This window comes from Kineococcus anabasis, assembly GCF_054590795.1.
This window is the reverse complement of the sequence record NZ_BAAIHU010000003.1, coordinates 17,461-37,975: the sequence shown is the minus strand read 5'-3', so window position 1 is coordinate 37,975 and position 20,515 is coordinate 17,461. Positions and strand designations below refer to the sequence as shown.

Below are 20,515 nucleotides of genomic sequence, written 5' to 3'. Positions count from 1 at the left end.
CGTCAGCTCGTCTTCTCGTCGCCGGTGAGGAAGCCCTCCCGGTACTTGCGCAGCTCCTCACCGCCGCTGCTGCGCCACGTCTTCACCGCCTCGTCGAGGGCCTTCATGTCCTTGCGGCCGCGGGCGATGTCCTTGACGAGGTCGTCGAACGGCTTGCCCAGGGAGGAGTACTGCGAGGGGTCCTGGATCTGCTGGCCGTAGAAGGCCGGCTCCACCGAGAACTCCGACATCCGCGCCATCCAGCCGGTGTAGTCCTCCACCATGTCGGGGAACTGCACGGTGGCGTTGACGACGGGCGGGCTGGCCAGGAACTCGTAGGTGGAGGTGGCCTCCTTCGTGCCCTTGTCGGTGTGGACGGGGGCACCGGCGGCGTCCCGGGTGAAGTGCTCGCCCTCGACGCCGTAGCGGATGAGCTGGTACTCCTCGGAGCCGAACGGCGCGGCGCAGAAGTCGGCGATGGCGAGCATCTCCTCGATCGCCGCGGTGTCGTCGGTCTTCTTCAGGAAGCTGAAGATGTTGGCCGGCGCGCCCTTGGGGATCTGCGGGGTCTGCCCGGCGGGGGCGAAGAAGTCCAGCGGCTGCTGGTCGTAGGCCGGGTTGCTCGGGCGGACGCGCACGAGCGCCTCCTCCCAGCCCCCGAGGCCGTCGAAGGACATCAGGCTCGCGCCGGACTCGAAGCGGTCCTTGGCGTTCTGGGTGTTGCCCGCGACGGCGTCGGGGTGGACCGCGCCGGACTCGAACAGCTTGCGCAGCCACGCCACGGCCTCGCGGTAGCCGTCGGTCTCGAACCGGCTGAGGAGCTTGCCGTCCACGAGGTACCAGTCGGTGGAGGCGTTGAAGATGAACTGGGCGCCGTTCCAGACGTCCTCCGAGCCCCAGCGCCCGGCGGCGGGGTCGGTCGCGGCCCTGGCGACCTCGAGGTACTCCTCGGGGCTCGTCGGCGGCTCCAGCCCGAGCTGCTCGAAGAGGTCGCGGCGGTAGAACATCGCGTTGCCGATGAGCTCGCCCGGGTAGGGCAGGCCGTAGATGCGGCCGTTGAACGCGGAGTACTTCCAGGCGTCGGTGGGGATGTTCGCCAGGTTCGGGTACTTCTTGATCTTGTCGCCGGCGAGGAAGTCGGTGAGGTCGGTGAAGAGCTTGCCGACGCCCTGGCCGAAGCGCGGGGGGATGTTCCAGCTCGGCATGACGACCCAGTCGGCGATGTCCTTGGGCGAGGCCAGCACCGCCTGGAGCTTGTCGCCGTAGGTGTTGCCGTCGGCGACCTGGAAGGCGACGGTCGCGCCGAGCGCCTGGTTGACCGCCTGGTAGAAGGAGTTGCCGTCCAGCCCGGGCGGCGGCGTCCACCAGGCCGGGCTCATGACGGTGTACTCCCCGCCCTTGCCGGGCTTCGTGCCCACCGACCTCACCAGCTCGGCCGGCATCTTCGTGAAACCGGCGGTGGAGCCGTTCACCCCGGGGATGTCGGGGGTGACGAGGTCGAGCGGGTAGTGGTTCGGCAGGACCTTGGCGAGGTCCTCGGCGGAGACCGGGCCGGTGGCGGCCGGGGCGCTGGCGCCGCCGGAGGAGCAGGACGCCAGCGAGCCGGGGAGGGCGACGGCTGCGGCGCCGGTCCCCATCAGCCCCAGCACCGACCTGCGGCTGAGCCTCGACTGCAGGGCCGTGCCGCGTGGGGGGCGAGTGCGCTCGTCCATCGTGTCCACCACTTCCTCGTGCGGGACCGGGAGCCTGCCGCCGGGGGTGCCTCGTGGGCCGCCCGTGGAGGCGGCACCGCACGCTCGCTCGGCGCGACGTCCCTGTCGAAGCGATTCGATTAACTGGACTCTAGGACGCTCGCGGTCGGTTGACAACCACGCGTGTCCGGATCGTGTCCCGGGGACAAGTCCACGCGCGCAGGGGGTGTCCCCAGCGCCTCCCCGGCCGCTAGCATCGAACCGCTTCGACTCCGAGAGGACCGACGATGAGCCACGGCACCGCCGCCGTCCCCGCCCAGGCCGCACCGGGCCCCGGCGCCGCCCGCGCCCTCCCGCCGTTCCGGGACCCCGCCCTCCCCCTGCCCGAACGCGTCGACGACCTCCTCGCCCGCCTCACCCCCGACGAGCGGCTGGCGATGCTGCACCAGCACTGCCCGGCCGTGCCGCGCCTCGGCCTGGCCGCGTTCCGCACGGGCACCGAGGCCCTGCACGGCGTCGCCTGGCTCGGCGCCGCGACCGTCTTCCCCCAGCCCGTGGGCCTGGCCGCCACCTGGGACGCGGAACTGCTGACACGCGTCGGCACCGCGGTGGGGCGCGAGGTCCGCGCCCGGCGCGCCACCGACCCCACCGTCAGCCTCAACGTCTGGGCGCCCGTCGTGAACCCGCTGCGGCACCCGCTGTGGGGTCGCACCGAGGAGGGGTTCAGCGAGGACCCGCACCTCACCGGGGAACTGGCCGCCGCCTACGCGCGCGGCCTGCGCGGCGACCACGAGCGGGTGTGGCTCACCGTCCCGACGCTCAAGCACTTCCTGGCCTACAGCAACGAGACCGACCGCGCGACGACGTCCTCGCAGCTGCGCGCCCGCGTGCTGCACGAGTACGAGCTGCCCGCGTTCCGCATCCCCGTCGAGGCGGGCGTCGTCGGGGCCGTGATGCTGTCGTACAACCTCGTCAACGGCGTCCCCGCCCACGTCTCCCCGCTCGTCGCGCAGCACCTGCGCCGCTGGACCGCCGGCCCCGACGACCTCACCGTCGTCACCGACGCCGGGGCCCCGCAGAACCTCGTGCACGCCGAGCGCGCCTTCCCCGACGCGACCGCCGCCGACGCCGCAGCCCTGCGCGCCGGGGTGGACAGCTTCACCGACGACGGCGAGGACCCCGGGGTGACCCTGCGCGCCCTCGGCGCCGCGCTGGAGTCCGGGCTGATCTCCCCGGCCGACGTCGACGCCGCCGCCCGACGGGTCCTGACCCTGCGCCTGCGCACCGGCGAGCTCGACGCGGGACCCGGCCCCCACGACGGGATCGGCCCGGGGGAGCTGGGCCGCGCCGAGCACGTGGCCCTGGCCCGCGAGGCCGCCGCCGCCGGGGTCGTCGTGCTGCGCAACCGCTCCGGCGTGCTGCCCCTGGCCGGCACCGGCACCGTGGCGCTCGTCGGCCCGCTCGCCGACCTCGTCCTCACCGACTGGTACAGCGGCACGCCCACCGCGACCACCTCCCTGGCCGCCGCCCTGCGCGAGCGCCTCGGCTCCGGCTGCGTCCTCGTGGCGGACGGCAGCGACCGCGTCGCCCTGCGCAGCACCGCCACCGGCCGCTACGTCACCACCGACCCGCGCGACGGCAGGCTCCTGGCGACGGGCGCCACCGCCGGTCCCGAGGCGCAGTTCGACGTCACCGACTGGGGGCAGGGCGTGGTGACCCTGCGCTCGGCCGCCACCGGCAGGCTCGTCAGCGGCGCGGCGCTGCGCGCGGACGCGGACCGGGTCGGCGGCTGGGTCGTGCAGGAGAGCTTCCGCCTCCACGACCACGGCGACGGCACCGTGAGCCTGCGCCACCTCGGCTCCGGCCGCTGGGTGCGGCCCGAGGCGACGACCGGTGCGCTCGGCGCCACCGCCGCGGACGCCTCCGACGCCGGGCGCTTCACCGTCCGCACCGTCCGCAGCGGGGTCGCGGTCGCCGTGCAGGCCGCCACGGCGGCCGACACCGTCGTCGCGGTGGTCGGCAACGACCCGCACCTGGGCGGGCGGGAGACGGAGGACCGCCGCACCCTGGAGCTGCCCGGCGCCTCGGCGGAGCTGGTGCGCGCGGTCCGGGAGGCGAACCCCGCGTGCGTCCTGGCGGTGGTCTCCTCCTACCCCTACGCGCTGGGGGACCTCGCGGCCGACGTCGACGGCATCGTGTGGTCCGGCCACGCCGGGCAGGAGGTGGGCAACGGCCTCGCCGACGTCCTGCTCGGGGACGTCGAGCCGCGCGGGCGCCTGGCGCAGACGTGGTTCGCCTCCGACGCGGACCTGCCGGACGTCCTCGACTACGACGTGCAGTCCGCCGGCGGCACCTACCTGTGGTCGCGGGCCGAGGTGCTCTACCCCTTCGGGCACGGCCTCGGCTACACGCGGGTGGAGTACACCGCCGTGGAGGCGGACACCGGCGGCACCCCGGGGGAGGTGACCGCGGCGGACGCGGTGACGCTGCGCGTGCAGCTGGAGAACACCGGTGCGCGCGCCGCGGAGGAGCTGGTGCAGGTGTACGCCACCGCGCCGGGGATCCGGCCGGAGTTCCCCCGCCGCCGCCTCGTGGCACACCGGCGGGTCCGGGTGGAGCCGGGTGCGCGGGCCGCGGCGGAGCTGACGGTGCCCGTGGCGGCGCTGGCCACGTACGACGTCGCCCGCGAGCGGGAGGACGTCGTCCCGGGCCGGTACTTCCTCCTGGTGGGCGCCTCGGCGGAGGACGTGCGGCACGAGGTGGCCCTCACGGTGTCCGGCCCGGCGCGCGGGCCGCGGCCGCTGGGGCCGGCCTGCTCCTTCGACGCCTGCCGCGGCGTGGAGCTGGTCCCCCGCGACGGCCTGTCCGGCACGGCGGTGCGGGTGGCCGACCGGGGGCTGGGGGGCGCGGTGGACTTCGACGACTGCGCCACCGCCGGCGCGGAGGTCCTGCGCTGCACCGCGAGCGGGCCGGGGGAGCTCCGCGTGGCGCTGCGCGGGGCCTCGGGCGCGTGGCGCGAGGTGGGCGGGGCGCAGGTGCCCGCCGGGGGGTGGCACGCCGTGGACGTGGCGCTGCGCGGGCCGCTGCCGGAGCGGGCGGACCTGCGGGTGCGGCTGTCCGGCGAGGTGTCGCTGGCCGAGCTGGCGCCGCTGCCCGCGACCTGAACGTCAGCGACCTGAGCGTCAGCGGCCCGTCGTCAGCGGCCCGTCGTCACCAGAGGGGCGGGTCCGCCGGGGCGAGGGCCGGGTCGTCGTCGCGGAACGTGCGCACCCGGCCCACGGGGGTGTGCGGCCCTTCGAAGCGCACGGTCACCCGGCCCACCCCCGAGCCCTGCACCCAGCCGGGACCGTGCTCGTCGTGGGCGACGTCCTGCCCGGGCCGCCACTGCACGTGCGCGGGGGCGGGCGGGCCGTAGGGCGCCGCCGAGCCGTGCGGGAGCAGGCCGCCCCCGGCCCCGGGGCCGGCGTCCGGGACCGGCCCGGCGCCCTCGGCGGCGCCGGCGGGCTCGTCGAGCTCGGCGAGCAGGTCCTGCTGGGTGTACTCCGTGAGCCCGGAGACGCCGACCCCGAGCAGCCGCACCCCGTCGGCCACGTCGAGGGCGTCGAGGAGGGCGACGGCGACCTGGGCGATCTCGCGCGGTGCGGCGGTGGGCTGCGGGAGGGTGCGGGAGCGGTTGAGGGTGGTGAAGTCGTAGCGCCGCACCTTGATCGTCACCGTGCGGCCGGAGACGCCGCCCGTGGCCAGGCGCACCGCGACCCGGTCCACCAGCCTGCGGGCGTGGGCGGCCAGCTCCCGGCGGTCGGTGAGGTCCACGGCGAACGTCTCCTCCGCCGAGACGGACTTGGCGTCGTGCTCGGGCACCACGGGCCTCGGGTCGACCCCGCGGGCGTAGGCGAGCAGCCCGGAGCCGTGGGCCCGGCCGAACGTGCGGACGAGCTCGGCCTCGTCGGCGGCGGCGAGGTCGGCGACGGTGCGGATGCCGAAGCGGTGCAGCTTGTCCCCGGTGACGGTGCCCACGCCGGGGATCCTGCGCACGGACAGGGGCCCGAGCAGCGCGGTCTGCTCGTGCGGGGGCACGACGACGAGGGCGTCGGGCTTGCGCAGGTCGGAGGCGATCTTCGCGACGAGCTTGCTGGGGCCGGCGCCGACCGAGACGGTCAGCCCGGTCTCCTCCCGCACCCGCACCCGGAAGCGCTCGGCGAGCACCGCCACGCCCTGCGCGTCGAGGCCGGGGTGGGCCGCGCCGAGGTCGACGTACGCCTCGTCGAGGGAGACGGGCTCCACGAGGGGGGAGAGCTCGCGGGCCAGGGCCAGGACCCGCTCGGAGACGCGCCGGTAGGCGGAGAACCGCCCGGCGAGGAAGGCGGCGTTGGGGCAGCGGCGCCGGGCCTCCATGGTGGGCATGGCGGAGCCGATGCCGAAGGTGCGGGCCTCGTAGGAGGCGGTGGCCACGACGCCGCGCCAGCCGGTGCCGCCGACCACGACGGGCTTGCCGCGCAGGGAGGGCTTGTCCCGCTGCTCCACGGCGGCGAAGAAGGCGTCGAGGTCGAGGTGGAGCACGCTGGGCCGCGTGGCGTCGGGCGCCGCGGTGCGCAGCGCGGAACCGGCTCCCTCCACGGGGCCAGTGTGCCCCGCAGGGCCGACAGGGGGACGGATCGCGGTCATCCGGGTGAGCCTTCAACCAGCAGCTCCGGATCTGACCCACGGCGTCCGTAGCTCTCCGCAGAGTCCGTCCCGAGAAGTGTGGAGAGTGACATGACAGCCTTCGGTTCCCGCTGCCGGCGCGCGCTGGCGGCCCTGCCCCTGGTCGCGCTCGCCTCCGTGGGCGCCGCCGGCGCCCCCGCGGCGGCCCAGCCCACCCCGGGCGGCGCCGAGCGCGAGTGGATCGCGGTCGTCCCCGAGGGCCGCACCGTCGCCGCGGCCGCCGCGGCCACCCGCGCCGCCGGGGCGGACGTCGTCGCGGAGCTGTCCGCCCTCGGGCAGGTCGTCGTGCGCGCCACCGACGCCGAGGCCACCCGCCTGGAGGCCTCCGGAGCGGTCCGCTCGCTCACCCCGGACTCCACCGTCCACCTCTCCAGCGCCACCTACGACGCCGTGAGCGACGCCGGCAGCGCGTGGAACACCACCATCTCCACCGGGGCCCGCGGCATGTGGTGGGCGGGTCACACCGGCAAGGGCGTCGACGTCGCCCTCATCGACTCCGGCGTCAGCCACACCCCCGGCATCGGCCGCGTCGCCATCGGGCCGGACCTGTCCTTCGACTCCCAGGACCCGAACGCCAAGCAGGCCGACAGGTACGGTCACGGCACGCACCTGGGCAGCATCATCGCCGGTGACGACGGGGCGGCCTGGGCCGACTCCAAGGCATGGATGGGCATGGCTCCCGATGCGCGCGTGGTGAGCGTGAAGGTCGGCGACGTCAACGGCGGCGTCGACGTCTCCCAGGTCGTCGCCGCCATCAACTGGTGCATCGAGAACCGCCAGAACAACATGAACCTGCGGGTCATCAACCTCTCGTTCGGCACCGACTCCAAGCAGGCGTGGAACCTCGACCCCGTCGCCTACGCCGCCGAGGTCGCCGTCCGCAAGGGCATCGTCGTCGTCGCCGCGACGGGCAACTCCGGTGGCACCGTCATGGACAACCCCGCCTACTCCCCGTGGGTCATCGCCGTCGGCGCCACCGACCCGCGCGGCACCGTCGACACCGCCGACGACGTCGTCGCGAGCTACTCCACGGGCGGCAACGGGGTCCGCAACCCGGACATCGTCGCCCCCGGCACCGGGATCGTCGGCCTGCGCTCGTGGGGTTCCCTGCTCGACGCCCAGGTTCCCAACCCCACCGGCTCGCGGTGGATGAAGGGCTCGGGCACCAGCCAGGCCGCCGCCGTCGTCTCCGGCGCCGTCGCCCTGCTGCTGGAGCAGCGCCCCGGCCTGACCCCCGCGCAGGTCAAGGCGCTCCTGAAGAACACCGCGACCCCCATCCCGGGGACCCCCGCCGCCGTGCAGGGCGCGGGCAGGCTGAACCTCCTCAGGGCCCGGGACACCGCCACCCCGGCCGCGTCGAACCCCTCGACGTGGGGCACCGGCACCGGAACCCTGGAGGCCAGCCGCGGCAGCCAGGTCCTCATCCTCGACGGCAAGCCCCTCACCGGCGAGGTCGACGTGTGGGGCACGTGGGTCAACACCGCCAACCTCGCCTCGGCCTCGCAGAACGAGACCGCCTGGAGCGGCGCCTGGTTCAACGGCAAGCAGTGGGCCGGCACCGGCTGGACGACCCCCCTGCCCGGCACGGAGCTGACCTTCGCCAACGTCACCAAGCCGAACGACACGATGTGGTCCGGAATCAGTCTGACCTCCTGGTCCGGGAAGTCCTGGTCGGGGAAGTCCTGGTCCGGGAAGTCCTGGTCGGGGAAGTCCTGGTCCGGCCGCTACTGGACCGGGAACCGCTTCTCGGCGGTCGGGTCCGCCTCCTCCGGCCCCACCTGCTCCCCGCTGGTGCTGACCGGCGGAGGGTGCTGAGCACCACCGGCACGCCGCGAGCGCCGCCGCGGGAACCCCCGCGGCGGCGCTCCCGCGTTCCGGGCCCGGGTTCCCGGCCGGACGCTCCGGACGGCGCGGGGCCGGATGGCTGACGCTCCCGGACCATCCGGGTGATCCGCCCGCGAACACGCTCCGGTCGCCGTCCGCGGAGTCCGTAGTTCCCGGTAAGAGAAGTAATCGATGCCACACGGAGAGTGACATGAGAGTTCTTGGCACCCACGCCCGGCGCACGCTGGCGGCACTGCCCCTGTTCGCCCTCGCCGCCGCGGGAGCCGGGATCTCCCCCGTCGCCGCACAGGCCGCACCCGGCCCCGAGCGCACCTGGATCGCCGTCGCCCCCGCGGGCACCGGCACCGGTGCGCTCGCCGGAGCGGCCCGCAGCGCCGGCGCGGACACCGTCACGGAACTGTCCGCCCTCGGGCAGGTCGTCGTGCGCGCCACCGACGCCGAGGCCGCCCGGCTGCGGACCTCCGGCGTCGTGCGCTCGCTCACCGCCGACGCCACCGTGCACCTGTCCACCGCCACCTACGACGCCACCACCGACGCCGGCAGCCCGTGGAACCTCACCACCACCACCGGCGCGCGGGAGATGTGGAAGGGCGGTCACACCGGCAACGGCATCGACGTCGCCCTCATCGACTCCGGCGTCACCCCGGTTCCCGGCGGCGCGCGCGTGGCCCTGGGACCGGACCTGTCGTTCGACTCGCAGAACTCCGCGGACAGCCAGACCGACCGCTTCGGCCACGGCACCCACCTCGCCGGGATCATCGCCGGCGACGACGGCACCCGCCTGTCGTTCACCGACCCGATGGCGGAGAAAGGGATCGCGCCCGACGCCCGCGTCGTGAGCGTGAAGGTCGGCGACGTCAACGGCGGCGTCGACGTCTCCCAGGTCATCGCCGCCATCAACTGGTGCGTCGAGAACCGCTCGAACGGCATGAACCTGCGGGTTCTCAACCTGTCCTTCGGCACCGACTCCAAGCAGGCCTGGACACTCGACCCCGTCGCCTACGCCGCCGAGGTCGCCGTCCGCAAGGGCATCGTCGTCGTCGCCTCCACCGGAAACACCGGCGGCACCGTCATGGACAACCCCGCCTACTCCCCCTGGGTCATCGCCGTCGGCGCCACCGACCCCCGCGGCACCGTCGACCCCGCCGACGACGTCGTCGCCTCCTACTCCACCCGAGGCAACGGCACCCGCAACCCCGACCTCGTCGCCCCCGGCACGGGCGTGGTGAGCCTGCGCTCGCCCGGCTCCGTCCTGTCCGACGCCGTGCCGAACCCCACGGGCTCGCGGTGGATGAAGGGGTCGGGCACCAGCCAGGCCGCCGCCGTCGTCTCCGGCGCCGTCGCGCTCCTGCTGCACCAGCGCCCCGGCCTGACGCCCGCGCAGGTCAAAGCCATCCTGAAGAACAGCGCAACCCCCGTCCCCGGCGCCACCGCCGCCATGCAGGGCGCCGGCCGGCTCGACCTCGCCCGGGCGATGAACACCCCGACCCCGACCGCCGCGAACCCCACCACGGCGGGCACCGGAACCGGGACCCTGGAGGCCAGCCGCGGCAGCCAGGTCCTCGTCCTGGACACCAAGCCCCTCACCGGCGAGATCGACGTCTGGGGCAGGCCGTTCAGCACCTCCGGCCTCGCCTCGGCCGCCGCCGCGGAGACCGCCTGGAACGGCGGGACCTTCAACGGCACCACCTGGGGCGGCGCGAACTGGACCACCGCCCTGACCGGTACGGAGATGACGTACGCCACGGCGGCCAGGCCCACCGCGGCCATGTGGTCCGGCCTGACCCTGAACTCCTGGTCGGGCCGGTCCTGGTCGGGCCGCTCGTGGTCCGGCAAGTCCTGGTCCGGGCGCTCCTGGTCCGGGCGGCACTGGTCCGGCGAGCGGTTCTCCCCCGTGGAGACCACCACGGCCGCCGCCACCTGCGCCGTCCCCCTGGTCAGCGGTTCCGGCCGCACCTGCTGAAACCCCGCGGAGCCCGTCGTCGACCGGGTGAACCCTCGGCAGGATGCTCGGGCCGGGTCCCGCGACATCCGAAGTTCCTCCTGGAAGTACTCATCGATGCGGCACGGAGTGTGACATGACAGTTCTCGGCCCCCGCTGCCGCCGGCTCGTGGCGGCGCTACCCCTGGTCGCGCTCGCAGCGGCCGGGGTGGTCACCGCCCCCGTCGCCGCACAGGCCACGGCTCCCGAGCGCGAGTGGATCGCCGTCACCCACGACGGCGCGGGCACCGCCGCCACCGCGGCCGCCGCCCGGACCGCCGGCGCCGACGTCGTCGCGGAACTGGCCTCCCTCGGGCAGGTCGTGGTGCGCGCCACCGACGCCGAGGCGGCCCGCCTGCGCGCCGGCGGTACCGTCCGCTCCCTCACCCCGGACGCCGCCGTGCACATGTCGAGCGGCTGGTACGAGTCGTACTACGACACCGGCAGCCCCTACAACACCGCCGAGTCCACCGGTGCCGTCGACATGTGGGAGGCCGGCTACACCGGCAACGGCATCGACATCGCGCTCATCGACACGGGCGTCACGCCGGTGCAGAACGGCCCCCGGCTCGTCATCGGTCCCGACCTGTCCTTCGACTCCCAGGACCCGCGAGCCCGCCGCATCGACAGGTTCGGCCACGGCACGCACCTGGCCGGGGTCATCGCGGGGGACGACGGCTCCTCCGTCCGCTACACGAACTCGCAGACGGACAAGGGCATCGCCCCGGACGCGCGCGTCGTCAGCCTCAAGGTCGGTGACGTCAACGGCGGCGTCGACGTCTCCCAGGTCATCGCCGCCATCGACTGGTGCGTGCAGCACAGGAACGACAACCTGAACCTGCGCGTCATCAACCTCGCCTTCGGCACCGACTCCAGGCAGGCGTGGACCCTGGACCCGCTGGCTTACGCGGCGGAGGTCGCCGTCCGCAAGGGCATCGTGGTGGTGGCGTCCACCGGCAACACCGGCGGCACCGTCATGGACAACCCCGCGTACTCCCCGTGGGTCATCGCCGTCGGCGCCACCGACCCCCGCGGGACGATCGCCGAGTACGACGACGTCGTCGCCTCCTACTCCACCCGCGGCAACGGCACCCGCAACCCCGACCTCGTCGCCCCCGGCACCGGCCTGGTCGGGCTGCGCTCCCCCGGCTCCGTCCTCGACGCCGCCGTCCCGAACCCCACGGGCTCGCGGTGGATGCGGGGCACCGGCACCAGCCAGGCCGCCGCCGTCGTCTCCGGCGCCGTCGCCCTGCTGCTCCAGCAGCGCCCGAACCTCACCCCCGCGCAGGTCAAGGCGATCTTGCGGAACAGCGCGACGTCGATCTCCGGCGCCACGGCCGCCGCGCAGGGCGCGGGCCGGCTCAACCTGGCCCGGGCGAGATATGCGGCCACGCCCTACGCGACGAACCCGTCCAGCGGTGGGACGGGGACCGGGACCCTGGAGGCCAGCCGCGGCAGCCAGGTCCTCATCCTCGACGGTGTGCCGCTGACGGGGGAGAAGGACGTCTTCGGGGCGGCGTTCAGCACGAGCAGGCTCGCCTCCGCGGCGAGCACCGCGTCGGCGTGGAACGGCGGGACGTTCAACGGGCGCACCTGGGCCGGGACCACCTGGTGGACCCAGGACCCGGTGCCGGGCGCGGAGATGACCTACGCCACCGCCGTCCTGCCGAACGCCGCGCTGTGGTCGGGGCTGTCCATGACGTCGTGGTCCGGGCGTTCCTGGTCCGGGCGCTCGTGGTCGGGCAAGTCGTGGTCCGGGCGCTCCTGGTCCGGGCGCTCCTGGTCGGGATCCGCCTTCGGCGGTGCGGTGTTCGAGCCCGCGGGCGGCGCCACCGGGCCCACGTGCGCCGTCCCGCTGGTGAGCGGGCCGGGCGGCAGCTGCTGAGCCCCGTCCCGGCGGGTGGTTCCGGGAGCACAGGACAGGACGGGAGGCGCCGTCGCGGGGCAACCGCGACGGCGCCTCCCGTGCGTCCGGCTCGACCCCGCGGCTCCACCGGGAAGGGTTGCGGCACAGCCGGGACGAGCTCTCCCGGCAACCGGGTGAAACTTCAAGGAGATGCTTCGGAACACCTCCCGGGAGGTCGTAGCTTCAACCAAGACGCAGTAACCGAAGTACTACGGAGAGTGACATGATCCTTCTCGGCCCACGCTGCCGGCGCACGCTGGCGGCACTGCCCCTGTTCGCCCTCGCCGCCGCCGGAGCCGGGATCTCCCCCGTCGCCGCCCAGGCCTCCCCCGGTACCGAGCGCACCTGGATCGCGGTGACCTCCCAGGTCACCACCGGCACCACCGCCGCCGCGGCCCGCGCGGCCGGCGCCGAGGTCGTGACCGAGCTGTCCGCCCTCGGGCAGGTCGTCGTGCGCGCCACCGATGCCGAGGCGGCCCGCCTGCGCGGCTCCGGCGCCGTCCGCTCCCTCACCCCCGACGGCACCGTGCACCTGTCCACCGCCACCTACGACGCCACCACCGACGCCGGCAGCCCGTGGAACCTCACCACCACCACCGGCGCGCGGGAGATGTGGCGGATGGGCCACACCGGCAACGGCATCGACGTGGCCCTCATCGACTCCGGCGTCACCCCCGTCGCCGGCAGCGGTCGCCTCGTCGTCGGCCCCGACCTGTCCGTGGACTCCCAGGACCCGAACACCAAGCAGATCGACCGCTACGGCCACGGCACGCACCTGAGCAGCCTCATCGCCGGCGACGACGGGGGCCAGCTCTCCTGGACCGACCCGATGGCCGAGAAGGGCATGGCTCCCGACGCCCGCGTGGTCAGCGTCAAGGTCGGCGACGTCAACGGCGGCGTCGACGTCTCCCAGGTCATCGCCGCCATCAACTGGTGCGTCGAGAACCGCTCGAACGGCATGAACCTGCGGGTTCTCAACCTGTCCTTCGGCACCGACTCCAAGCAGGCCTGGACACTCGACCCCGTCGCCTACGCCGCCGAGGTCGCCGTCCGCAAGGGCATCGTCGTCGTCGCCTCCACCGGCAACACCGGCGGCACCGTCATGGACAACCCCGCCTACTCCCCCTGGGTCATCGCCGTCGGCGCCACCGACCCCCGCGGCACCGTCGACCCCGCCGACGACGTCGTCGCCTCCTACTCCACCCGCGGCAACGGCACCCGCAACCCCGACCTCGTCGCCCCCGGCACCGCGGTCGTCGGCCTGCGCGCCCCGAACTCGGTGCTGTCCAACGCGATCCCCAACCCGACGGGCTCGCGGTGGATGAAGGGCACCGGCACCAGCCAGGCCGCCGCCGTCGTCTCCGGCGCCGTCGCCCTCCTGCTGCAGCAGCGCCCCGGTCTCACCCCCGCGCAGGTCAAGAAGATCCTCACCTCCAGCGCCGCGCCCATCCCCGGCGCCACCGCCGCCATGCAGGGCGCCGGCAAGCTCAACCTCACCAAGGCGATGAACACCGCCACGCCCACCGCGTCCAACCCGTCGACCGGCGGCACCGGCAGGGGCACCCTGGAGGCCAGCCGCGGCAGCCAGGTCCTCATCCTCGACACCAAGCCCCTCACCGGCGAGGTCGACGTCTGGGGCGCCCCGGTCAACACCTCCACCCTCGCCACGGCCGCCGCCGCGGAGACCGCCTGGAACGGCGGGACCTTCAACGGCAAGCCGTGGGCCCAGGCCGACTGGAGCGGTACGTACGTCCAGGGCTCGGAGGCCACCTTCGGCACCGTCTCCAAGCCCACCGCGCCGATGTGGTCCGGGCTGTCCCTGTCCTCCTGGTCCGGCCGTTCCTGGTCGGGCAGGTCCTGGTCCGGCAAGTCCTGGTCCGGGCGCTCCTGGTCCGGGCGGCACTGGTCCGGCGAGCAGTTCCAGCCGCTGGAGGCAACCGCCGCCCCGCTCACCGGCTGCGCCGTCCCGCTGCTCAAGGGGTCCGGCGAGACCTGCTGACCCGGCACCACGACGCGACGGGCGCCACCACGGGAGATTCCGCGGTGGCGCCCGTCGTCGTGGAGCCGGCGGTTCCCTGTCGGCGGCCCGGCGCGGGGAACTACGTCGCCATGTCCACGAAACGCGAGTAGTGCCCCTGGAACGCGACGGTGATGGTGTCCGTCGGGCCGTTGCGGTGCTTGGCGACGATGAAGTCCGCCTCACCCGCGCGCGGGCTCTCCTTCTCGTACATGTCCTCGCGGTGGAGAAGGATCACCATGTCCGCATCTTGCTCGATGGAGTTGTGCACGGCCACACCGTCGGCGATGAAGTTGTGCCCGCCCAGCACCGTCGCGTCGTAGACGTCCTCCTCGCCGTCCGGCTCGACGGCGACCACCTCGTCCCACAGCACGTCGTTCACCGCCATCACCTCCAGCTCCGCATCACCCAGCAGCTCGGCGACCCGGCCGAGCCGCTGACGCGACGGGGCGCGCTTCCAGAGCGCGCTGCCGCAGAACGACGTGCCCATCGCCGCGGCGAACTCACGGTGGGTCATACCCCGCTCGGCGAGCACCTCGCGCACGCGGTCCCAGACCTGCCGGGGCACGGTGTCCACGTTCGGGTTGGCCGTCAGTCCACGGACGATCCCGAGCAGACGCTCCGCGTTCTCCCCGCGTGTGCCGTGGACACCGATCTCCTGCAGGAAACGCCGCTGGTCGTCGGCGCCGGACACGTCGAGGGTCCAGCCCTGCCGATACGTTCCCTTGACGGTCGCACGGTGCACCCGCGCGGAGACGCCGAACCGCAGCAGCAACCGGGAGACGTCCTCCACGAGGCGGCGGCTGGTGGAGGCGTAGTAGATGCGCCCGCCCCGGCCCGACGAGTTCACCGTCACCGACCCGTCGGTGGCCCACAGGTGGTGCAGGAAGAGGGCGATCTGTCGCTTCGGCAGGGAGAACACCTGACCGGGGACGAACTTCTCGTGGCTGCGCAGCCCGAACAGCCCGAGTTCGTCGAGCCACGACGCGAGCGGGTTCCTGCGCCCGTGGGTCAACCGGTACGGCGCCGGCAGCCGCAGACTGGTGCACCGTGCCGCGGCATGGTCGTCGCGCACCGCCGAGATGCCGAAGGCACCGGCCGCGGCACCGGCGACCGCCGTCAGGTTGGCCTCGTCCACGCTCGCGTAGCGCAGCGGCTGCCGGCGCACGAACGACCCATCACCGATCAGGTGGGCGAGCAACAGCACCCGGTCGTCGTCCCACCCGGTCACCTGCTCCGGCGCGGGCACGTGCCGGGGAACAGCGATCCGACTCCCCGGCACCAGGTCGCCCAGCGGCGTCCAGCCCTCGTAGGCGAGGAACGGGTGGTTAGCCGTGGCGCGCACCTCCTTGCCCGAGGCCAGCCGCAGCCGGAACACCGGCTTGGTGCCGGTCCGGAAGACGTGGGTGAGGTGGCGGCGGACGTAGCGGAGGGAGTCGTCGAGCGCCCACACCGGAACGTCCTTCGCTCCCGTGGCGAACAGCTCCCCCAACGTCGTCTCCGCGCCCGTGTCCGCGCGGAGAACCCTGGTGTCGGCGGTCAGGCATCCCGATTCGCGCAGGTCGCTCATCTGCGGCTTCTTGTCGGTGCGCTGTTCCGGGCCACGGTTGAGCTGCGACAGCGCGATGACCGGCACCTCGATCTCCTTGGCGAGCAGCTTCAGCGCGCGGGAGAACTCCGACACCTCCTGCTGGCGGCTCTCGACCCGCTTGCCGGAGGTCATCAGCTGCAGGTAGTCCACGATGACGAGCTTGAGGTCGTGGCGCTGCTTGAGCCGGCGGCACTTCGACCGGATCTCCATCAGCGACATGTTCGGGCTGTCGTCGATGAACAGCGGCGCCTCGGACACCTGGCCCATCGTGCGCGCCAGCTTCGTCCAGTCGTCCTCGCGCATCGTCCCCTTGCGCATGTTCTGCAGCGGGATCTTCGCCTCCGCCGACAGCAGACGCATCGTGATCTCGTTGCGGCCCATCTCCAGGGAGAAGATGACCGACGCCAGGCCGTGCTTGATCGACGCGGCGCGGGCGATGTCCAGTCCGAGGGTCGACTTCCCTACAGCCGGCCTCGCCGCGATGACGATCATCTGCCCGGGGTGCAGGCCGTTGGTGAGCTGGTCGAGGTCGGCGAAGCCGGTGGGCACGCCGACCATCGCGTCGCCGCGGTGGGAGGACGCCTCGATCTCGTCGATCGCGCCCTCGATGACGTCACCGAGGGGGGCGTAGTCCTCGCGGGTCCGCTTCTCCGTGACCTGGTAGACCTCGGCCTGCGCCTGGTTGACGATGACGTCCACGTCGCCCTCGCCTGCGTAGCCCATCTGCACGATGCGCGTCCCGGCCTCCACGAGCCGGCGCAGCACCGCGCGCTCGCGCACGATGCGGGCGTAGTACCCGGCGTTGGCGGCCGTGGGGACCGTGGAGATGAGGTCGTGCAGGTACGGCGCCCCGCCGACGCGGGTCAGCTCCCCGCGGTTGGTCAGCTCGGCGGAGACGGTGACCGGGTCCGCGGGCTCCCCGCGGCTGTAGAGGTCGAGGATCGCCTCGTAGACAAGCTCGTGCGCGGGGCGGTAGAAGTCGGGGCCCTTGAGGACCTCCACGACGTCCGCGATGGCGTCCTTGGACAGCAGCATCCCGCCGAGGACGCCCTGCTCCGCGGCGATGTCCTGCGGGGGCATCCGGTCGTACTGCTCGCTGTTGCCGGGGCCGCGGTCTTTCCGCCCGCCGCTGCCCGAGCCGCCCCGGGTGCCGCCGGGGGCCTGCTGGTCCGCCGTCACGCTCGTCCACTCCCTGCGCTCGCCGAGCCGTCCCGCGCGTGCGGTGGGCCGCCCCGGAGGCCGCCCGGCTCTGGGGACAGTGTCCCTCCCCGCGGACATGTCTACGCGCCGCCACCGACACCCCGGCGAGCCGCCGCGGGCCTGTGCACAGGGGCGTTGACAACATGTGGACGCACCTGGGGACGTTGTGCACAGGGGGTGGACAACCCTGGGGACAACTTTGCGCCCGGCGGTGGACGGAGGGCTCCGGACGGCCCTCACCTGCATGAACGCCGTCCACCAGGTGTGGAGGAGGGAAATGCCTGTGGACGAGACACCGCCCGGCACAGGAGGGCGCAGGTACCCGTCCCCGCTCTCACCGCGGGTCACGGCCCGTGACCTGGAGGTGCTCCGGCTGGCGGTGCCCGCCCTCGGCGCGCTGGTCGCCGAACCCCTGTTCCTCATCGCCGACTCGGTGGTCGTGGGCAGGCTGGGGACCCTGCCGCTGGCCGGGCTGGGCATCGCGGGGGCCGCCCTCGCCGCCTGCGTCAGCGTCTTCGTCTTCCTCGCCTACGGCACCACCGCGAGCGTCGCGCGCAGCGTGGGGGCCGGTGACCTGCGCGGCGCCCTGGGCCGGGGCGTGGACGGGATGTGGCTCGCCCTGGCCCTGGGGGTGCCCGTCGCGGCCGCGGGTGCGCTGGCGGCCCCGCAGGTGGTGCGGCTCCTGGGGGCGTCCGCGGCCGTGGAGCCCTACGCCGTGGACTACCTGCGATGGAGCATGCCGGGCCTGCCCGCGATGCTCGTCGTGCTCGCCGCCACGGGGGTGCTGCGCGGCCTGCAGGACACCCGCACCCCGCTGGCCGTCGCGGTGGGCGCGGCGGTGGTCAACACCGTCGCGAACGTCGTGCTCGTCCACGGGCTCGGCTGGGGCATCACCGGCTCCGCGGTGGGCACCGCCGGCACGCAGGTGCTCATGGCCCTGGTGCTCACCGCCGTCGTCGTGCGCGGCGTGCGGCGCACCGGGGCCGGCGTGCGCCCCCACCCGGTGGGCATCCTGCGCAGCGCCCGCGGCGGCGTGCCGCTGCTCCTGCGGACCCTGACCCTGCGGGTGGCGCTGCTGCTGACGACGGCTGTGGCCGCCGCGCAGGGCGACGGGCCGATGGCCGCGCACCAGGTGGCGATGACGGTGTGGACGGCCACCGCGCTCGTCCTGGACGCCCTCGCCATCGCGGCGCAGGCGCTCGTCGGGCGGGCCCTGGGCGCCGGGGACACCGCCGGGGTCCGCTGGTCGGTGCAGCGCATGGTCGTCTGGGGTGTCGCCGCGGGGGCGGCCCTGGGCGCCGTCCTCGTCCCCACCCGGCACGCCGTCGCCGCCGTGTTCAGCGACTCGCCCGCCGTGCGGGCGGACCTGGCGGCCGCGCTGCTCGTCGCGGCGCTCGCGCTGCCCCTGGCCGGGTGGGTGTTCGTGCTCGACGGCGTCCTCATCGGGGCCGGGGACGGGCGCTACCTCGCCGCCACGGGCGCGCTCGTGCTGGCCCTGTACGCCCCGGCGGCGCTGGCCGTGCTGGAGCTCGCGCCCCGCGGGCGCAGCGGCCTGCAGTGGCTGTGGGTGTCCTTCGCCTGGGGGTTCACGGCGGCCCGGCTCGTGCCGCTGGCGGCGCGGGCGCGCGGCACCGGCTGGATGGTGACGGGCGCGTGAGACGACGCAGGGCCGGCCCCGCGGGTGCGGGACCGGCCCTGCCGGGAGCAGCGGTGCTGCTCAGGCCTGCGCGGCGAGGACCTCGACGGTCACCTTCGCGGAGACGTCGGTGTGCAGGCGCACGGCGACCTTGTAGGTGCCGGTGGTCTTGATCGGCTGGGCGATCTCGACCTTGCGCTTATCCACGGACGGGCCGCCGGCGGCGACCACGGCCTCGGCGACGTCCGCCGGGGTGATCGCGCCGAAGAGGCGGCCACCCTGGCCGGAGCGCGCCGACAGGCGCACGGTGCGCGCCTCGAGGGACTGCTTGACCTGCTGGGCCTCCTCGAGCGTGGCGATCTCGCGGGAGCGGCGCGCCTTGCGGATCGCCTCGACCTGCTTCTCGCCGCCCTTGGTCCACGGGGTGGCCAGGCTGCGGGGCAGCAGGAAGTTGCGGCCGTAGCCGTCCTTGACCTCGACGACGTCACCAGGAGCGCCGAGACCGGTCACCTCTTGGGTGAGGATGAGCTTCATCTCGTCGTCCCTTCTCAGCGAGCCGAGCTGGAGTAGGGCAGCAGCGCCATCTCGCGGGCGTTCTTGATCGCCTTGGCGATCTCGCGCTGCTCCTGCACGGACACACCGGTCACCCGGCGGGCGCGGATCTTGCCGCGGTCGGAGATGAACTTCCGCAGCAGCGCGGTGTCCTTGTAGTCCACCGCCTCGATCTTCGCCGCCTTGAGCGGGTTCTGCTTCTTCTTGGGCTTGCGCACGGGCACCTTGGCCATCGTGGTGCTCCCCTCTCGTGAGAGCCCGGGAACGGTCCCGGGATGGTGGTGTGGAACTGGTCGCGCTGGGCGCGGAGTGGTTCAGCCGCCCCGGCCGGGGCGGCGCTCCCCAGGTGCGCCGGTCAGAACGGCGGTTCGTCGTTGGACGCGCCGCCGCCCCAGCCGCCGCCGCCGCCACCGGCGGACGGGCCGGTCGCCCACGGGTCGTCCTGCGGCTGCCCGCCACCGGAGCCACCGGAACCGGCGGAGCCGCCGCCCCAGCCGCCACCGCCACCGCCACCGTTGCCACCGCCGCCGAAGCCGCCACCACCCCCGCCGCCGCCGCCGCGGGAGGTGCGGTTCACCTTCGCGTTGGCGTAGCGCAGGGAGGGGCCGACCTCGTCGACCTGCATCTCGATGACGGTGCGCTTCTCGCCCTCCTTCGTCTCGAAGGAGCGCGACTGCAGGCGCCCGGTCACGATGACCCGGGTGCCGCGGGTGAGGGACTCGGCGACGTTCTCCGCCGCCTCGCGCCACACCGCGCAGCGCATGAACAGCGTCTCGCCGTCCTTCCAGTCGTTGGACTGGCGGTCGAACGTGCGCGGCGTGGAGGCCACCGTGAAGTTGGCCACCGCCGCACCGGACGGCGTGAAGCGCAGCTCGGGGTCGTTCGTGAGGTTGCCGACCAGCGTGATGACGGTCTCGCCGGCCATCAGCGGGCGCCCGGGCGGAGCAGCTTGGTCCGCAGCACCGCCTCGTTGAGGTTCAGCTGGCGGTCGAGCTCCTGCGCGAGGGCCGGCTCGGCCTGCAGGTCGACGACGGCGTAGATGCCCTCGGACTTCTTCTTGATGTCGTAGGCCAGACGACGACGGCCCCAGATGTCGACCTTCTCCACCGACCCGCCGCCCTGGCGGACGACGTTCAGGAACCGGTCGAGCGACGGAGCGACGGTGCGCTCCTCCAGCTCGGCGTCGAGGATGACCATGAGCTCGTAGTGACGCGCGCTCATTCCCCACCTCCTTCGGACTCAGGCGGCCACGGTCTCTCCGTGGCAGGAGGGTGTGCGTGCTGTCCGACCTCCCGGCGCCACCCGCGGAGGGCGGGCGCAGGACGCGGACCGCACAAGCCTACCCGCCCCCGGAGCCCGGCCCGGACACGACGCCGCACCCGGTGCCCGTCGCGGGCGCCGGGTGCGGCGTCG

General features: G+C 74.1%; 13 protein-coding genes. 6 read left to right on the top strand and 7 right to left on the bottom strand.

Features of this window, described 5'->3' with window-relative positions; translation table 11 throughout:
• Positions 1-2 precede the first annotated feature (2 nt).
• A complete protein-coding gene (locus tag ACYQBY_RS07160; protein ID WP_459643160.1) occupies positions 3-1,691 on the bottom strand; it encodes an extracellular solute-binding protein in 1,689 nt (562 codons plus the stop codon).
• 266 nt (positions 1,692-1,957) lie between these two features.
• Between ACYQBY_RS07160 and ACYQBY_RS07155 the strand changes: the two genes are divergently transcribed.
• Positions 1,958-4,834, top strand: coding sequence for a glycoside hydrolase family 3 C-terminal domain-containing protein (locus ACYQBY_RS07155; protein WP_459643159.1), 2,877 nt, complete (start codon positions 1,958-1,960; stop codon positions 4,832-4,834).
• Positions 4,835-4,880: 46 nt separating this feature from the next.
• On the opposite strand, the gene ACYQBY_RS07150 is transcribed toward ACYQBY_RS07155, so the two are convergent.
• Positions 4,881-6,287, bottom strand: a complete 1,407-nt coding sequence (locus tag ACYQBY_RS07150) for a DNA polymerase IV (RefSeq protein WP_459643158.1) — start codon at positions 6,285-6,287, stop codon at positions 4,881-4,883.
• A gap of 138 nt (positions 6,288-6,425) precedes the next feature.
• On the opposite strand from ACYQBY_RS07150, the gene ACYQBY_RS07145 reads away from it, so the two are divergent.
• The 4 genes from ACYQBY_RS07145 (at position 6,426) to ACYQBY_RS07130 (ending at position 14,105) form a co-directional block, all read left to right on the top strand.
• Positions 6,426-8,189 (top strand): S8 family serine peptidase, encoded by a 1,764-nt coding sequence (locus ACYQBY_RS07145; RefSeq protein WP_459643157.1) that lies wholly within the window; start codon positions 6,426-6,428, stop codon positions 8,187-8,189.
• A 220-nt stretch (positions 8,190-8,409) separates the two neighbouring features.
• The gene (locus ACYQBY_RS07140; RefSeq protein ID WP_459643156.1) at positions 8,410-10,182 is read left to right on the top strand and encodes a S8 family serine peptidase; all 1,773 of its coding nucleotides are present in this window, start codon (positions 8,410-8,412) and stop codon (positions 10,180-10,182) included.
• A 115-nt stretch (positions 10,183-10,297) separates the two neighbouring features.
• On the top strand, positions 10,298-12,085 hold the full coding sequence (locus ACYQBY_RS07135; protein WP_459643155.1) for a S8 family serine peptidase: 1,788 nt from the start codon (positions 10,298-10,300) through the stop codon (positions 12,083-12,085).
• A 244-nt stretch (positions 12,086-12,329) separates the two neighbouring features.
• The gene (locus tag ACYQBY_RS07130; protein ID WP_459643154.1) at positions 12,330-14,105 is read left to right on the top strand and encodes a S8 family serine peptidase; all 1,776 of its coding nucleotides are present in this window, start codon (positions 12,330-12,332) and stop codon (positions 14,103-14,105) included.
• Between the two features lie 100 nt (positions 14,106-14,205).
• On the opposite strand, the gene ACYQBY_RS07125 is transcribed toward ACYQBY_RS07130, so the two are convergent.
• Positions 14,206-16,794 carry a replicative DNA helicase gene (locus ACYQBY_RS07125; RefSeq protein WP_459643250.1) on the bottom strand — a complete coding sequence of 863 codons (2,589 nt, stop codon included), beginning with the start codon at positions 16,792-16,794 and terminating at the stop codon, positions 14,206-14,208.
• Between the two features lie 397 nt (positions 16,795-17,191).
• On the opposite strand from ACYQBY_RS07125, the gene ACYQBY_RS07120 reads away from it, so the two are divergent.
• Positions 17,192-18,571 (top strand): MATE family efflux transporter, encoded by a 1,380-nt coding sequence (locus ACYQBY_RS07120; RefSeq protein WP_459643153.1) that lies wholly within the window; start codon positions 17,192-17,194, stop codon positions 18,569-18,571.
• A gap of 60 nt (positions 18,572-18,631) precedes the next feature.
• Here the strand turns inward: ACYQBY_RS07120 and rplI are convergent, their stop codons facing one another.
• From rplI to rpsF, 4 genes are all read right to left on the bottom strand, one after another.
• The gene (gene rplI / locus ACYQBY_RS07115; protein WP_459643152.1) at positions 18,632-19,084 is read right to left on the bottom strand and encodes a 50S ribosomal protein L9; all 453 of its coding nucleotides are present in this window, start codon (positions 19,082-19,084) and stop codon (positions 18,632-18,634) included.
• 14 nt (positions 19,085-19,098) lie between these two features.
• Complete coding sequence (rpsR, locus tag ACYQBY_RS07110; protein WP_459643151.1) at positions 19,099-19,335, bottom strand: 30S ribosomal protein S18; 237 nt, start codon at positions 19,333-19,335, stop codon at positions 19,099-19,101.
• A gap of 122 nt (positions 19,336-19,457) precedes the next feature.
• Positions 19,458-20,027 carry a single-stranded DNA-binding protein gene (locus tag ACYQBY_RS07105; RefSeq protein WP_459643150.1) on the bottom strand — a complete coding sequence of 190 codons (570 nt, stop codon included), beginning with the start codon at positions 20,025-20,027 and terminating at the stop codon, positions 19,458-19,460.
• Complete coding sequence (rpsF, locus tag ACYQBY_RS07100; RefSeq protein ID WP_459643149.1) at positions 20,027-20,323, bottom strand: 30S ribosomal protein S6; 297 nt, start codon at positions 20,321-20,323, stop codon at positions 20,027-20,029. Before rpsF ends, ACYQBY_RS07105 begins: the two co-directional genes overlap by 1 nt.
• Positions 20,324-20,515 lie beyond the last annotated feature (192 nt).